The organism is Staphylococcus pasteuri (assembly GCF_030547725.1).
In the GTDB taxonomy this organism is placed as follows: domain Bacteria; phylum Bacillota; class Bacilli; order Staphylococcales; family Staphylococcaceae; genus Staphylococcus; species Staphylococcus pasteuri.
In genome coordinates this window covers 52,997-69,485 of sequence record NZ_JAUOQO010000002.1, presented here as the reverse complement: position 1 = coordinate 69,485, position 16,489 = coordinate 52,997, and the positions used below count along the sequence as shown (strand labels likewise).

The 16,489-nt window shown below is 34.3% G+C and carries 10 protein-coding genes and 1 tRNA gene; 10 read left to right on the top strand and 1 reads right to left on the bottom strand.

The window, feature by feature from the left end:
- Positions 1–22 precede the first annotated feature (22 nt).
- From Q4528_RS02315 to Q4528_RS16800, 9 genes are read left to right on the top strand one after another with little or no spacing between them, the layout of a single operon-like run.
- Positions 23–5,860 carry a peptidoglycan DD-metalloendopeptidase family protein gene (locus Q4528_RS02315; protein ID WP_303520400.1) on the top strand — a complete coding sequence of 1,946 codons (5,838 nt, stop codon included), beginning with the start codon at positions 23–25 and terminating at the stop codon, positions 5,858–5,860.
- A gap of 3 nt (positions 5,861–5,863) precedes the next feature.
- Entirely contained in the window at positions 5,864–7,354 is a 1,491-nt protein-coding gene (locus Q4528_RS02310) for a phage distal tail protein (protein WP_072291790.1), read from the top strand.
- 12 nt (positions 7,355–7,366) lie between these two features.
- Positions 7,367–11,257 carry a phage tail spike protein gene (locus Q4528_RS02305; protein WP_072291791.1) on the top strand — a complete coding sequence of 1,297 codons (3,891 nt, stop codon included), beginning with the start codon at positions 7,367–7,369 and terminating at the stop codon, positions 11,255–11,257.
- Positions 11,247–11,399, top strand: a complete 153-nt coding sequence (locus tag Q4528_RS02300) for a hypothetical protein (RefSeq protein WP_096807831.1) — start codon at positions 11,247–11,249, stop codon at positions 11,397–11,399. Before Q4528_RS02305 ends, Q4528_RS02300 begins: the two co-directional genes overlap by 11 nt.
- 43 nt (positions 11,400–11,442) lie before the next feature.
- Positions 11,443–11,724 (top strand): hypothetical protein, encoded by a 282-nt coding sequence (locus Q4528_RS02295; RefSeq protein WP_072291792.1) that lies wholly within the window; start codon positions 11,443–11,445, stop codon positions 11,722–11,724.
- Between the two features lie 10 nt (positions 11,725–11,734).
- Positions 11,735–12,154: a hypothetical protein gene (locus Q4528_RS02290; protein WP_072291793.1), complete on the top strand. Its 420-nt coding sequence runs from the start codon at positions 11,735–11,737 to the stop codon at positions 12,152–12,154.
- The gene (locus tag Q4528_RS02285; protein WP_072291794.1) at positions 12,138–12,539 is read left to right on the top strand and encodes a hypothetical protein; all 402 of its coding nucleotides are present in this window, start codon (positions 12,138–12,140) and stop codon (positions 12,537–12,539) included. Before Q4528_RS02290 ends, Q4528_RS02285 begins: the two co-directional genes overlap by 17 nt.
- A 50-nt stretch (positions 12,540–12,589) precedes the next feature.
- On the top strand, positions 12,590–12,841 hold the full coding sequence (locus tag Q4528_RS02280) for a phage holin (protein WP_072291795.1): 252 nt from the start codon (positions 12,590–12,592) through the stop codon (positions 12,839–12,841).
- An 11-nt stretch (positions 12,842–12,852) separates the two neighbouring features.
- Complete coding sequence (locus Q4528_RS16800) at positions 12,853–14,265, top strand: N-acetylmuramoyl-L-alanine amidase (RefSeq protein WP_072291796.1); 1,413 nt, start codon at positions 12,853–12,855, stop codon at positions 14,263–14,265.
- Between the two features lie 1,290 nt (positions 14,266–15,555).
- Here the strand turns inward: Q4528_RS16800 and Q4528_RS02265 are convergent.
- Positions 15,556–15,627 (bottom strand) — tRNA-Arg (locus Q4528_RS02265).
- A 189-nt stretch (positions 15,628–15,816) separates the two neighbouring features.
- Between Q4528_RS02265 and clpP the strand changes: the two genes are divergently transcribed.
- On the top strand, positions 15,817–16,407 hold the full coding sequence (gene clpP / locus Q4528_RS02260) for an ATP-dependent Clp endopeptidase proteolytic subunit ClpP (RefSeq protein WP_017636876.1): 591 nt from the start codon (positions 15,817–15,819) through the stop codon (positions 16,405–16,407).
- Positions 16,408–16,489 lie beyond the last annotated feature (82 nt).

Below are 16,489 nucleotides of genomic sequence, written 5' to 3'. Positions count from 1 at the left end.
TAAAGAAAGGAGAGTGAGTTGAATGGCAGATGAAATTAAAGGTTTTACGATTGATTTAGGCCTAGATACATCAGATATTGATCGCGGTATGGCCAATTTAAAGCGTAAGTTACAAACTACTGATGCAGAAATGAAAAAGAACCTTTCAAGTTTCGATAAAGCCGAAAAATCAGTAGAAAAATACGAAACTGAAATTGAAGGACTTAACAAAACACTTACTCAACAAGGTAGAGCGAGTGAACAAGCACAGAAGAAGTTAGATCAGTTAAGACGTGCACAAGAAACCATGTCAGATAAGCTTGAAGAATCAGCACGTAACGCTCAAAAAGCTAAAAAAAGTTATGAGACCTTAGCTGATTCTTATGACAAGTTGAACAATGAGTTGAAAGAACATAAAGCAAATGTTCAGTCTGCTCAAGTATCACAGAAAGAAATGCAAAATACTGTTACAGCATTAAGTGCCAAAATGAAAAATGCTAAAAGTTCTGTCGACAATTTGCAAAATGAATTCAATGAATTAAGTAAGTCAGGTAAAGCAAGCAAACAAGAGCTAACGGCATTAGGCAATCAGTTAACTAAAGCTAAAACACAATATGTAAGTCTTTCAAAATCTGTAGATAGTGCTAAACATGATTTAAATGAGTCTAAAATAGCAACGGCCAACGCTAAGAATGAATTACAAAATTTTAGTAAAGCAAATCAACAAGCGATGGCAAGTGCAAAATCTGCAATGGATACAGCTAAGAAAGAAGCTAACGCAGCAGAACGATCTTACGCTAGTTTAAATCGTGAAGTTGGTCAACTACCCGTGAAATTAGACAGAGCTGAAAAAGAAGTTTATCAACAAGCAATGGCTTACAATGTTCTACAAAATAGAATAGATGAAACTACATCAGAAATGCGAGAATTTCATAGAGAACAAACGAAATTCTTTGGCATGGGACCTGCATTAACAGCTATGAGTCAACGTTGGGAAGAAGTAAACGCTAAAATAAATAAAATAGGTAATAGCTTTAGAAACGTCGGTTATGTTGTGAATGGTATAGGCTTTGGTGGTTTAATATCAAATATTAGTACCATCATTCCAATAGCGGGAAGTGCCGTAAGTGCGTTGTCTGGTATTGGTGGCGCTGCAACTGCTGCTGCAGGTGGTGCTATTGGGCTTGGTTGTGCTTATGGTGTTGCGCTAGGTGCAATAACTGCATTTAGTGGCCAAGCTACAACTGCGTTGAAAATGCTTGAAGATGGTGAATTGAGAGCAACTGCAGAAGTTAGAAATTACCAGTCAGTTTTAAATAGTTTGCAAAATCAATGGAAAGGTTTAGTGCAAGCTAATCAAGCAGATATCTTTAATACTATGGCTAATGGTATTAATATCGCTAAGATTGCGTTAACAAGACTTACACCATTCATTTCAAAAACCACAAGTCAAATAGCTCAAGCATCTGCTAGAATGCGTGATTGGGTTAACTCATCTAATAATGCAAACAATGCATTCAAACTCATTAATAATATAGGTCCGCCGATATTCCAAAACTTATTAAATGCAGCAATGAAAGTGGGAGATGGTATCACCCACATGTTTACACAGTTTGGACCATTATTTACATGGACAGGTAAAGGTATTGAAAGTCTAGCTAATAAATTTAATGCTTGGGCAAATAGCACAAGTACAGATAAAGGTATAGCTCAATTCATTCAATACACTAAAACGAACTTGCCAATTGTTGGTCAAATTTTTGGTAATGTGTTTAGTGGAATTATCAGTTTATTTAGTGCTTTTAGTGGTCATTCACATAATGTGCTAGTAGGCATGCAAGGTGTGACACAATCGTTTAAAGATTGGGCGGCGAACTTAAAAAACACAGAAGGTTTTAAAAACTTCTTAAAATACTTAGAGTCGAATGGTCCAGTTGTTTGGCAATTGCTTAAAAATATTGGATCTATTATTGTAGGATTAATTAAAGGTATGGCACCAGTTGGCGCAGTAATGTTAAGAATAACTACTGCATTGACAGGGTTTATCGCTAAAGGTGCTACGGCTAACAATACAATGGGACTAATGACAGGTGTCTTAACAGCCGTCGGTGGTGCATTAGCTGCAATTCTACCAATGTGGGGAGTATATAGAACAGTAGTTGGTGGCGCATCGTTGGTAACAGGTGCATATAATGCTATAGTAAATGTAACTAAAACTTCGATGGCTATTTGGACAGGTGTTACACGAGCTCTTGCATTAGCACAAATATTAAATGCTAGAAACACTTCGTTAGCAACCATAATGACAGGTAAATATTCTATTGCTACAAAAATGGCAGCATTAACTACTCGAGGTTTGGGTCTAGCTATTAGGTTTATGACAGGTCCAATCGGTATAGTTATTACTGCTATTAGTGCTTTAGTCGCAGGTATTATATATCTATGGAAAAACAATGAAACTTTTCGTAATTTCGTTATCTCTGCTTGGAATGCCATAAAAAATACTGCTATATCTGTGTTTGGATTCCTTAAACCTTACATCATCGGTATTTGGAATGGAATTAAAACGGCATCGATGGTTATATGGGGATTAATGAAAACATCAGCCACATTAGCATGGAATGCTATTAAAATAGCCGTACTACATCCAATTCAATCATTAAAACTAGTTATCACTGCAGTATGGAATGCTATTAAAATGGGCGCAATTCTCGCATGGACTGGTATCAAGACTGCGGTCATGTTAATAATTCAAGGTTGGCTTACTGCCGTTAAAATTTATTTCGGTATGTGGAAGACAGTCATCACTGCAGTGTGGAACGGTATTAAGTATGTATCAATTGCTATTTGGAATGCCATAAAAAATGGTGTAATGGCGATTATTAGAGTTTGGTTCACTATGATGAAAGCGTCCTTTGCAATGTGGAAAGCCGTAATTACTGCGGTATGGAATGCAATTAAAACTGTTTCAATAGCAATATGGAACTCTATTAAGAACAGTGTATTGGCTATCATTCGTGCTTTCATTGCAGGAGCAAAAGCCATTATTGGTGGTTTAAAAGCATTTGTTACAAGCGCTTGGAACGTTATAAAAAGCGTTTCTATACGTGTATGGAATGCTATAAAAAACAGTGTGATTGGAGCAATTAGAGCACTTTCAAATGGTGTTCGTAAAATCATTGGCGCTTTAAGAAGTTGGATTATAGCAGCGTGGAATTACATTAAGAATAAAGTCGTTGCATTAGCAAAAGCTTTAGGTGCAGGTGTAAAAAGAGCTTTCACAAGTTTATCAGGTATAGTTAAAAAGATATTTACTGGTATTCGAAACTTTACAGTCAAAGTATGGACTTATATTAAGAATAAGGTTATTGCTTTAGCTAAAGGCCTTTATAATGGTGTAAAACGTGCGTTTACAGGTACATGGAACTTTGTGAAACGTGTATTTAATAATATTAAAAATTTCTCTGTTAAAGTATGGAGTTATATTAAAAACAAAGTGGTTAGTTTTGCTAAAAGTTTATATAACGGAGTTAAACGCAACTTTACATCAACATGGAATATCACTAAAGCAATCTTTGGTAAACTACGTGGCTGGCTTACTAAGACTTGGAAAAATATCAAAAATTCTGTGGTGAATTACGCTAAAAATCTTTGGAGTGGCGTAAAAAATACATGGAACCGTTTAAAAAGCGGTACAAGTAGCACATTCAGTAGAGTGAAAAGTGATACGATTTCTAAATGGAAAGGTATAAAAAACTCTGTTACTGGTCTTGCAAAAAGTTTATGGAGCAGTGTTAGAAATACATTCAGAAATATGGCCAGTGGATTAAAAACATTGATTGGTAGAATCAAAGGTCATATTGGCGGTATGGTCAGCGGAGTAAAAGGTGGATTAAATAAATTGATCAGTGGTGTTAACTGGGTAGGTAAAAAATTAAGTATGCCTAAAATACCATCGATTAAACTTCACACTGGTACGACTTCAACTCATACACAAAATGTTGTAACTAACGGCAAAATAAACAGAGATACTCTTGCTACAGTTGGAGATAAAGGTCGAGGAAATGGTCCAGGTGGTTTCCGTCATGAAATGATTCGCTATCCTAACGGGAAAACTGCAATCACACCTAATCGAGATACTACAACTTATTTACCTAAAGGTAGTTCAGTATTAAATGGTAAACAGACACACTCTCTATTAAAAAATAATCATCAATTCTCCACTGGGACATTACCACGTTTTGCAAATGGTACAGGTTTCAATTTGCTTGGTGGAGGTAAAAAACCTAAAAAACATAAGCATGGAGAAAATGTAGTTGGTGATGTTATAGGAAATGCTAAAAAAACTGCAGGAAACGTTGGTAAACAAGCCAGTGCGATCACAGGTAAGGTTGTTAAAAGCGGAAAAGCTATTGTAGATAAAACACTAGAAACTGCAGGTAAAGGTAAAGACTGGCTTAAAAAATCTGTTGGTGATGTGTTGGACTACATAGAACATCCAGGGAAATTACTTAATAAAGTCCTTCAAGGTTTTGGTATTAGTAAGGATAGTTTCGGTATAAGTAAGGCCGCCGAACTACCATACAATATGATGACTGGTATGTTTAAAAAACTTAAAGAAGCTGCTACTAAAAAAATTGGAGAATGGCTAGAAGATAGTGGTGGGGGCGACGGTGGTTACATTGACTTATCCAAAGGTATCAACTTTGGATTTGCAAGAACTGCTGCTGAAGCCGCAAAAGCTGGGTATCCATTCCCTCGACCGCATCACGGTTTAGATATTAACTATAAACATGACAAAGTCTACTCAACGATGTCAGGTACAGCTAAAACCTTTAGAGGTTGGAGTGGTGGTTTTGGAAACCACGTAGAAATAACGAACGGTAGTTTAAAATCTATTTATGGACATCTACATAAACTAGCGTTTAATGGAACTAAAAAAGTGCGACCAGGTACCTATTTGGGTATTTCTGGTGGTAATCCTGGCGAAGATGGAGCAGGTGCAGGTAGTTCCACTGGACTTCATTTACACTATGAAATGCAACGAAACGGTGTAGCATTTGACCCTACAAGTTGGTTGAAAAAACATAATGGTGGTGGCGGTGGAGGTCAAAATAAGGCTGCTTCCAAATGGAGAGGTGATATTCGACGTGCCGCTAAACGCATGAAAGTAAACCTTTCAGGAAGAGAATTGAATGGTATCATCGCTCAAATTCAACGTGAGTCAAATGGTAATGCAGGTGTTACTCAAGGTAATATTGGTGATATAAACAACTTACGTGGTACACCTGCACAAGGATTACTTCAATATGTGCCTAGTACATTCAGAAGTTATGCAGTAAGAGGTCATAAAAATATTAAAAATGGTTACGATCAATTATTAGCATTCTTCAATAACTCAAATTGGCGTAGAGATTTACCTTATGGACGTTCAGGTTGGGGGCCTAGTGGACATCGTAGATTTGCTACAGGAGGCTTAATCAAAAATTCCGGTTGGTACAACATCGCAGAAGGTGGATACCCAGAGTGGGTAATACCAACTGATCCAAACCGTCGTACTGACGCTATGAAATTACTAGCACTTGCTGCTAAAGACATTCAAGGTTCTAAATCAAAAGGTAATAAACGTCCTAGTGCATTCAGTGGTAAGAGTGTATCAACTAATAACAACGATACTGAATTGTTGCTTAAGATGATTGAGGGACAACAACAACAGATTTCACTATTGATGCAACTTGCACGTAGCAATCAAGACATTGCAGATAAAGATTTTGAACCTGTCATTGATCAGTTTGCAAACGAAAAACAAATTTTTAAAGGTATAGATAAATACGAAAGACAGAAATCAAGAAAAGCAAATTTTAAACCAGTGGGAGGTTAGATAATGCTTGATACAATAAAAGTAAATGATAAAACACTTCCATGGTTGATTGTCGAAAGAGGGTTTGAAATACCCTCTTTTAATTTTGCTATTGAAAGTGAAGAAATAGCTGGGAGACCAGGAAGCATTGTAAAAAGTAGAAATTTAAAAGAATATCGTTTTGAATTACCTCTTATCATACGTAATGATTATTTATCACATGGCGGTATGAAAAAGTTAGACGATGTATTAAATGAAGTCGTACGATTTTTCAATTATGATGACCCAGTTAAGTTACAGTTCACATCTCAAGATTGGTATTGGAATGCATATATAGAAGGACCCATCGAATTAGACAAAGACCGTATTGGTTTTTGGTCATTCAAGATTAACGTTGTATTAGCAGACCCTTACAAATATGCAGTTGAAGGTACAAAGAACACGGCTATCTCAGACCAAGTTAGTGTGGTTAGTACAGGTACAGCAGATAGTCCAGTTATTGTACAAGCTACTGCATTACAGAATGCTAGTTATTATATGATCACTAAAAACGATGAAGATTATTTCATGATTGGCGATGATGACTTAGATAAAACAGTAGAAGATTACACGCCAACGCTTTGGGATAACGAAATGCGTGCTTTTACGGGTTGGACTAAGCAAACAGCAAGCACTAATATAGATGGTTATACTGGTGGGACAACTGGTGGTGGAATGATGTTAAGCAGTTCGAATGATTCGTTTATGTTGAAACAAGAAACAATTACGGCTACATCAGGTTGGAATGGCGCAGAGTATAAGCATAGTTTTGGTAAGTCTGCACAAGATTTTGTTTCCACTTGTAAAATTCATGTGAATCAAAAAAATAAAGGTTCTACACATTTTGCTCAATACTTATACGATACAGATAATCGCCTAATTGCAAGTATCGGCTACCGAAATGCTAGAGCAAGCCAAGCGATTGGTAGTATTGTAATTACATTATTTGACCAGTTAGGTCAACAGAAAAAGATATACGAATATACGAACTCTCCTATGTTTTATAAATGGGATGACATCGTTATATACATGCGATTAGAACGTGTAGGTACAACCTTTAAAATCAAAACATGGAAATATAAAGAGCTCGAATACCCTAAACGTGTTATTCCAGTTGATGTAAATGAAAAACAATGGGAAGACAGTGGTAAATTTTATCAACGTCCTATCGCGGCCGTAAGTGTTTATACTGCAAAAAACGGTACGAATTATCATATGCCAACATATATTTTAGGTAGTTACACTCATGAGAAATTACCTAAACCGCCTAAAGCACGTGACATGATAATTAAAAAAGGTGATGTGATTAACATTAATACACAAGATAAAACTGTGACGATTAATGAAGATCCATCACTTGATTTAAAAACGTTTGGTAGTGATTTTTTTAATATCAATAGTGGTTATAACGAATGTATCATCTATCCAGAAAAAACTTTTGATACTACCGTTTATTGGCAAGATAGATATTTATAAGGAGGTGACGAATTGAAACATACAGGTATCCATATTTTAGATTTTAACGACAAAATTATAGATTATATTAGTCGTGATGATGGCGTGTTATTAAATGCAGTGATGAGTACTAACGCCGAAGAAAAATCAGAAACGTTTGATTTCACAATGTTGAATGATCGTGCCGAAAATTTACGTGAACGTAATCGATTGATTGCACAAGATAATAATGGTATTTATCGTGAGTTTATTATTTCTCATGTTGTGGATAACTTTGACGGAACGACTGATGTAGAAAGTAATGCATCATATTTAGAAGATATCGATAAATCACGTCCAATTAAACCTGGGAAATATAGTTCGTATAGCACGTATCAAGCCTTAAATGAAACGCTACGTAATACTGGTTGGGAAATGTCAGATGACACTGAACATGGTGGTATGAGAACAACATCATGGACATCTTATTCAACGCCGTATGAAGTTATCAACATGTTATGCACAACGTATAATATGGTAGCAGATTATTCAATAGAACTTGGCTCACATACAGTTGAGCATAGATATGTAACACTTAAGAAACCCGTTAGCTTATTTAAAGGTAAAGAGATTACTAAAGGTAAAGACTTAACAGGTATGACGCGTACCGTTGATATGTCAGAAGTACGGACTGCATTATATGCGATTGGTCCTGAAAACGACACTGGACAAAGACTAGAAAAAATACTTACAGATGACGACGCTCAGGCACAGTTTGGATTGCCTGGGCGTTATCTATGGAGTGTGTATGAGCCTGAATCAGACGATAGTAATATGACTGATGAGCGTTTAACCACACTCGCTAAAACAGAACTGAATAAACGTAATAAATCGGCAATCAGTTATGATATTACTTCAACAGATATTCATCGATATTATCCAGAAATGGTCGTTTCGCTACATGACACAGTACGTATTAAGGATAGAGATTTCAGACCACCACTTTATATAGAGGCAGAAGTCATTGGTGTTGATTATGATTTACTCACAGAGGAAAGTAGCTATAAATTTGGTAACGTAGTCGAATATGAAGAAAATAACTTAAGAGATATATTCAATAAAAAACTTGCTGATATAAGCAAAAAGTTGAATGACAATGTATCGAATATCAATACTATTGTGAATGATGTTGTGTCAGGTCAATTAGAATATTATGAACGTAAAATTTTTAAGCAAGATACGCCACCAGATAATCCAGTTAATGACATGCTTTGGTACGATACAAGCAATCCTAATGTTGCGGTATTAAGAAGATATTGGAATGGTGAATGGTTAAATGAAACCGTTGATGATGTAGAAAAAATCGGTGGTGTAACAAGAGAAAAAGCATTATACGATAGCATTAAAAATGCATTTGAAAATTTAGCTATACAACATAGTAAGTTAATGGACGAAACATACTCGGTTTTAAACAGTGAATATTTAGTCGATACAGATTTAAAAGAGAAACTACAAACTGAATTAAATAATGTAGATAATATATTCCAAAGTATTCAAACTGGCTTAAATGCAATAACGTCTGATACTGCCACAATTGGAGCTTTAATTGATATACAAGTCCAATTTGGAACGTATAGACAAAAGTTACAAGATTTATATAAAGCGTTACAAAATGCGAAGATTTCTGCAGATAAACGATTGCAATTACTTCAATCACAATATACTGATCAGAAATTTAATGATGCATTGAATAAAGTGGCAAGTAAGTTTGGTTTAACGGTAGATAGTAATAACAATATGATTGGTACACCTGATGTTATAGCAAAAGCCGTACAAGCCTCACACGATGACACGGCAGAACAATTAAAGTCTTACGTTAAAAGTGTTGATTACCAAACGGATAAGAATGGTATTGTAACACGGTTGGATAGTGCAGATTCTGAACGTAAACAGTTGAGTAATCAGATAAGTGATAAAGTGAGTTTGAGTGAGTATCGTAATTTAAAAGTAGGTGGAAGAAACTATTTAGCAAATGACAATTTAGAATTTGGTACTTATGTTTCATCTACAGGTGCGCCTGCTGGGTCATCCACAACAAGAATAAGAAATATTAATTATATACCAGTAACAGCGCTTGATAATTATATTATGAAAATCAACAAACCTATAGCTAATAAAACGCTACAGATGTCTATTTATCAGTATGATGTGAATAATGCATTAATTAAAAGTAGTGGTTTTTCAACGCTATCGGACACATTAAATTACAATTTCGATACTGGTGTAGAGAAAATTAAAATGTTATTCAGATATTCTGATAACACAGATATGACGTTAGATGATATCAGAAATGCAAAAATTAAATTTGAAAAAGGTACTATTCCAACTGATTATGATATAGCACCGGAAGAAACAGATACCAAACTTACCAATATGAATACTTCTATCAGTCAAAACGGTAAAGATATACAACAACGCGCAACTAAAGAAGAATTTAACTCTAGTAAGAAAACTTTATCTAAAGTCATATCTGACTTCACGAACAATGTTGCTACTGGTATGACATTTACTTATGACGAAAATGGTGCAATCCAGTTAATGAATATTGGTAAAGATGGTATTAAGTTAAAAGGCGATAGAGTAGATATCACAGTTAACAAAGACTTTAATGTGGTTACTCAAACTTTAAATAATAAAGTTGGTAAAGATGAAGTTGTAAACCGATTAAACCTATCTAAAGAAGGATTAGATATCAATGTAAATAATTTAGGTATTCGAGGTGGAAACAACTCTGAATATATAGATATTCGTAATACTTCTATATTATCTTATGGCTCATTCACTCGTACGTGGGCAAACATCACAGATACTGCAAAACTGAAATTAGGTATGAATAAAGGTACTATACAAGTATCTAATACCACGACAGGCTATAACTTGTATTTAACGGAAAAAGGCCTTTCTACTATGCTTGCAGGTGCAGGAGATGAAACAGCTGGTACTTTAGAGTTCCATTCGCAACGATACAATGAAACGTCTCGTGGTGTGACATTACATTCAACATACGGTGCAGTTGCATTAGCGAGTGATAACAGTCGTGTTATTTTAGATTCAAACTTAACTGTTAACATAGAAAGTCAAACAAGCTCAGTCTATATCAGACCGATGAAAGACAATAGAACTGGTACAAATGAATTTAGATTTTGGGTTAAAAACAATGATACTGGAGCCGATACTGATGGGGTTTTATCGTATGGTTTAATTACTGGTACGAACAACAGCCCTTATGATTTTGGTTCAGGTATACGTTTTGATAAGTCACCAAAATCTAACTATGTATATGCAACTGACAAAGACGGTAATATCGGTACTGGTGACTTTTATGCTCGTAATTTCTTAGGCGATTGGTGGGCTAAAGGCACAAATTTATATGGCTTGGTAAATAATGGTGGAGAATTACGTATAACTGATCGTTCAGGTTATAACAATGGCAACCCAAATTATCAAGGACTTGCTGCAAACGAGATACGTGCGGGGTCAATCAGAACGTTAAGTGGTAATCTCTATATTGGTGTTTCGACTGATAAATTAAGAGTAACAAATAACTTGTTATATAACGGAGGCAATATTGGGTACAGACCTATTGAAGCAAGTGACTTTATAAAAGCGTCAAGAGTTGAATATAAAGAAGACATAGAATATTGGAATTTCGATGCATTAAGTATTCTTGTGAATAATCTCGATTTATATAGTTATAAATATAAGGAAGATTTAGATAAAACAACTCATCATGGTCCTATTATAGGCGACGGCTATAATACGCCTGAGGAATTTGTTATAGGAAATGGCGTGAATACTAATGAAATGCTATCTTATTCAATAAAAGCTATACAACAATTAAATGAAAAAGTACAAAACTTGGAGGAACAAATCAATGGAAAATAACAATCAAGGATTACAAGCTAATCCACAACTTACAATTAATTATCTTACACAGGAAATTGCAAATCTAACTAAAGAAAACGCAATGCTTAAAGCAATCATACAAGAACAAAACCAACCAAAACAAAGTGCTGAGGAAGAGTAATCCTTAGCACTATTTTTATACACAAATTTAGGAGGAATCAGTTATGGCAAATGAAGTAGTAAACAAAAAAGAAAATTATATTTTGGTACAAGTAGACAGTGAAGGTGTAGAAAATGCACTCAGTATTGATTATCGTGGGCAATTCTTCCCAAGCACTAACACATCTGCAGCATATAAGATTGACGAACAAGAGAAAGCAGAAAAGCTCGCTCAACGTCTAAACAGTTTGAATGAACTAAATTATGAATTTGGTATAGCAAAAGAATTGTTGACTATTAAAGTAGCTAAACAAGTTGTTGACATTAGTTATACTGACACAGAATAGGAGTGAATTTATGAAAAAAACATACTTTGATTATATCCATAAAGTTATTCTTTATATGGGTGTTGGACTACTCATGTTCGAAAGAGGTTTCTTTTGGACAAAAGAACAAGAAGACGTACTAGATGACTCACAATTCTATATAGCGCTTCACGATATTATGCCTATATGGATATGGGGCATTTTAGGTATGGTTTTTAGCTTAATGCTAATTATCGCTCCTTTTTTCTTACCTAAGCATCAAATTAATAATACATTCAATTATTTAATTTTGATTGGCGGTGCAGGAAATGGTTTGTTTTACTTTTTAATGACATCAGCAAGTATATTCCACGCTATTAATTGGCTGACACCACTGCAATTTTCCACACTTGCAGTGCTTAACATTATGATTGCTATGCTTGGAGTGATTGGCGTTGTCCGAAAACGATGAAAAATATGTGTTGCGTCACGAGTGGGAGCGTAATACAGGTAAAATTTATGAACGTATTAATGAGAATGATAGGAAACAAACTGAGGCAATTAATAGTTTGAATAATAAAGTGGATAAGCAAACCTTAATACAGCAACAAACCTATGAATCACAGAAAAAACAAGAAAGTCATTTAGAAAAAATTAGCGATACAATAAGTACTTTTGGTACAGAGTTTAACGAACTAAAATACAAAGTTAAAGGTCATGACGATCAATTAGAAAACTTTGGTCAAATTATAAGTAAAAAGCAAACATTTAATGTAGGTATAGCAACTGCAATTGTAGGTGGTGTGTTTAGTTTACTCACTGCAGCAGTTGGGTTAGCACCTATATTATTTAAGTAAAGTAGGCGTGTTACGTCGGCTTTTTATTTTACTCAAAAGGAGATAATCAAATGACTTCAGATAAATTAAAACAATATATTGGCTTATTTGGTGGTATGTTAGGTGCTTTATACCTTGCATTAAAAGCGAGTGGTATAGAAGTTCCTTTTTTAATGCCCGAAAAGTTAGACGCATGGCAAAATTTCGCTACGTCAATAGTGCCTTTTGTAATTGCGGTATACGGTGTCTATAAAAATACGTATGTGATTCACTCGCATTCAAAAGCACAAGAAGAATACTTAAAAGAAAATAATTTAAAATAGGAGTGTTATTAATGGCTACAGAGAATTGGAAAGGCGTTAAAGTAAGATACCAATTATTAACTAAAGGTACACGACGTTATGGTGAAACAATGGACGGTGGTAAACCTCAGTTCATCGTTGCGCATGATACAGGTAATATCAACACAACTGCGCAATCGAATGTGACTTATTATGAGAATACTTATAATATACCTTGGAACAGTGTAGCTAGCGCGCATATATTCGTTGATGATAAAGAATGTATCATTTGTATACCGACGACAGAGAAAGCTTGGCACGTGCTTTATGACGCGCCTACAGATAACATTTGGTACAACAAAGACGCTAACGATGTAGCGATAGGTGTTGAAATATGTTATTTCAGTGATAGAGAACGTAGTAGAAAAGCGTTAGACAATGGTGCTAGAGTATTAGCATATCTTGCAGAGTATTGGCATATTGATTACAAAACTAGAATGCCAGGACATCAAGATATTCAAGCAGATAAACAAGACCCAGGAAATGCATTAGAAGCGTCTGGTTATGGCAGAAATACATCAAATCTCGATAAATTAATAGCTAAATACTACAAACAAAACGTAAAAGTCAAAGCTGCACCAGTGAAAGTAGAAAAAGGTGCGACATCATTTACACGTGATGAATTCGTAAAATGGTTAAAATCTACAGAAGGTAAGCAATACGATTATGACTTGTACGCAGCTTTTCAATGTTTCGATTACGCAAACGTAGGTTGGGATAAGTTATTTGGTCATGGACTTAAAGGTAATGGAGCGAAAGACATTCCTTTTAATACTTATAATAAAGATAAGTTTAAAAATGAGGCTACAGTATTCAAAAATACACCTAGCTTTTTAGCTAAACCAGGCGATTTAGTCGTTTGGGGAGATCAAATGGGCAATGGTTGGGGTCATGTTGCTTGGGTCGTTGAGGCAACACTCGACTACATCGTTGTACTTGAACAAAACTATTTTGGCGGCGGTTGGACAAGTGGACCAATCAATAATGGAACCGGTTGGGAAACGGTCACACTTCGTAAACACGAATATGACACGCAAATGTGGTTTATACGTCCTAAATTTAGCAACAAGAAAACAGAATCTAAATTACTCAAGAAATCGAAAGAGAAAAAGAAAGAAAAACAGATCACATGGAATTGGAAAGGTAGATTTACTACTAATACAACAATCAAAGTAAGACGTAGTCCAAGCTTGAAAGGTTCTGTCGTACCAAGTTCAGATTGGTTGTTATCTAATCAATGGGTAGACTTCGTTAGTATTACAAAAAAAGATGGCTATTGGTGGGCAAAATTCAAATATCCTACTAATCCATCTTCAGGATACTTCTATTGTGCGTTATGTAAAATAACAGACAAACAAGAAAAAATTAAAAATGAGAAGTATTGGGGTTCCATTAAGTGGAAATAATATGTTAACATAAACGAAGAGTTTTGATTAATATAATCACAAAGAACTCCAATAAAAATACGCACTTTTTCTTTCAATCAAGGGTAGTCCTAGCGACTGCCCTATTTTTTATGTTATAATACACTTAACGATAACGTCACACACAGACGGTACTATATTCTACTAGCCACGTTCTTTATGAGCGTGGTTTTTTTATGAATGTAATCGAAAAAATGACAATCAAAAAACATTTAGGGTTTCTTTAATGTTAAATAAGTGATACATTTAATTTGTGGTATAATTCCCCAATTATCCACACGCATAAAATCACCATTTTAAACGATTATTATCTTTTCTTTATGCTGGGTAGCCCGAAAGGCTACCTTTTTTATTGTACTTATTCAAAAATAAGCTATAATGAGTGTAGGGATTATTTCAATTTGCATTTAAGGTGGTCAATAGACCGCCTTATTTTTTATACATAAATTTAATGTGTACATAAAAAATATTGTGTGATATATTGGAATAGTATTTTCTTTAGATATATAACTGTATAAACAACCAACTAATATACTTCGTGTTGTTTTTTTGCATTATATTATTAATTGTTGTATTATATAATGTGCATGTATAACCTCATATACTTTGCATTAAAGAGATAATTGTTTTAATTATCTCTTTTTTTATGTTATTATTTTTTTACATGCAAAGAACTTAGCCTTACGATAATCCCTTTGTAAAACTCAAGCATGTCACTGAGTGTTATTTTCCATGCATTTTAGTAATGCAAAATTTACGAAATACTCGTAGCCTTTAAGGTGCGAGTATTTTATTTTGCGAATTAATTACCAAAAACAGTATTTTTATAATGTATTGTCAAAAGTAAAAATATCGTGTATATTAATATTTGAACATTCCAATGTAATTGTAGTGTTCGACTTTAAAGTGTTCTCATAAAATTCTGTTCGTTTAAAGATGCAGTCCAAGGGACTGCTCTTTTTTTATATTCAATTATATGTATTAATTTTAGATTACTATATTCTATTTCTAGTTAAATTATAAATGTTTTTTTATTCTCAATATGTTATAATTATTTTTGGAGCTTCAATACTCCATCTCTCACAATAGATCTTCTGTTTAATTTATTTTAACCATACCCTTTTTGGGTGTGGTTTTTTTATTTGGAACTTGGGTCCCTGAAAAGTCCCTAAAAATCTGTTTTATATAGTGTCTTATTAGACGACAAAATAATAAGAACCCCGTCATTATAGGATTCTTATTTTCAAAAAGTGTTTAATTTTTCGTTATTAGCCCCCTCGAAGGGAATCGAACCCCTATTCTAAGAACCGGAATCTTATGTGTTATCCATTACACTACGAGGGGTAAAGATATAAAGCTTATTTCTGTACTAAATCAATTAAAATAAGTACAATCAAAAATAGTTATTTCTAGTGTACAAAAGTATTTAACTTAACGTCAATGAACAAGTTAAGCTAAAGAGCTTTATTTTTGACCATTTTTGACTTTTAGTTTAAAATTAGGATTAACAGTTATTACAAGGAGGAAATATAAATGAATTTAATTCCTACAGTTATTGAAACAACAAACCGCGGTGAACGTGCGTATGATATTTATTCACGTTTATTAAAAGACCGAATTATTATGTTAGGATCACAAATTGATGATAATGTAGCAAACTCTATCGTGTCACAATTATTATTCTTACAAGCACAAGACTCAGAGAAAGATATTTACTTATATATCAATTCACCAGGTGGTAGTGTAACAGCTGGTTTTGCGATTTATGATACAATCCAACACATCAAACCAGATGTACAAACTATTTGTATTGGTATGGCTGCATCAATGGGTTCATTCCTATTAGCTGCAGGTGCTAAAGGTAAACGTTTTGCTTTACCTAACGCTGAAGTAATGATTCACCAACCATTAGGTGGCGCACAAGGTCAAGCAACTGAAATTGAAATCGCTGCTAACCATATCTTAAAAACACGTGAAAAATTAAACCGTATTTTAGCTGAAAGAACTGGTCAATCTATTGAAAAAATTCAACAAGATACAGATCGTGATAACTTCTTAACTGCAGAAGAAGCTAAAGAATATGGTTTAGTTGATGAAGTAATGGAACCAGAAGGTAAACAATAATTCATTACACAATAACTTTTTAACAAATGATATTCTAAAAGGTGTCAGGACAAATTCAATTGTTCTGACACCTTTTTTAATT

Excerpts from the sequence above, each read along its gene's own strand:
- Q4528_RS02280 (WP_072291795.1), top strand. The coding sequence starts at position 12,590 with ATGACTTCAGATAAATTAAAACAATATATTGGCTTATTTGGTGGTATG.
- Q4528_RS16800 (WP_072291796.1), top strand. The coding sequence starts at position 12,853 with ATGGCTACAGAGAATTGGAAAGGCGTTAAAGTAAGATACCAATTATTA.
- Q4528_RS02300 (WP_096807831.1), top strand. The coding sequence starts at position 11,247 with ATGGAAAATAACAATCAAGGATTACAAGCTAATCCACAACTTACAATT.
- Q4528_RS02310 (WP_072291790.1), top strand. The coding sequence starts at position 5,864 with ATGCTTGATACAATAAAAGTAAATGATAAAACACTTCCATGGTTGATT.
- clpP (WP_017636876.1), top strand. The coding sequence starts at position 15,817 with ATGAATTTAATTCCTACAGTTATTGAAACAACAAACCGCGGTGAACGT.
- Q4528_RS02295 (WP_072291792.1), top strand. The coding sequence starts at position 11,443 with ATGGCAAATGAAGTAGTAAACAAAAAAGAAAATTATATTTTGGTACAA.
- Q4528_RS02290 (WP_072291793.1), top strand. The coding sequence starts at position 11,735 with ATGAAAAAAACATACTTTGATTATATCCATAAAGTTATTCTTTATATG.
- Q4528_RS02315 (WP_303520400.1), top strand. The coding sequence starts at position 23 with ATGGCAGATGAAATTAAAGGTTTTACGATTGATTTAGGCCTAGATACA.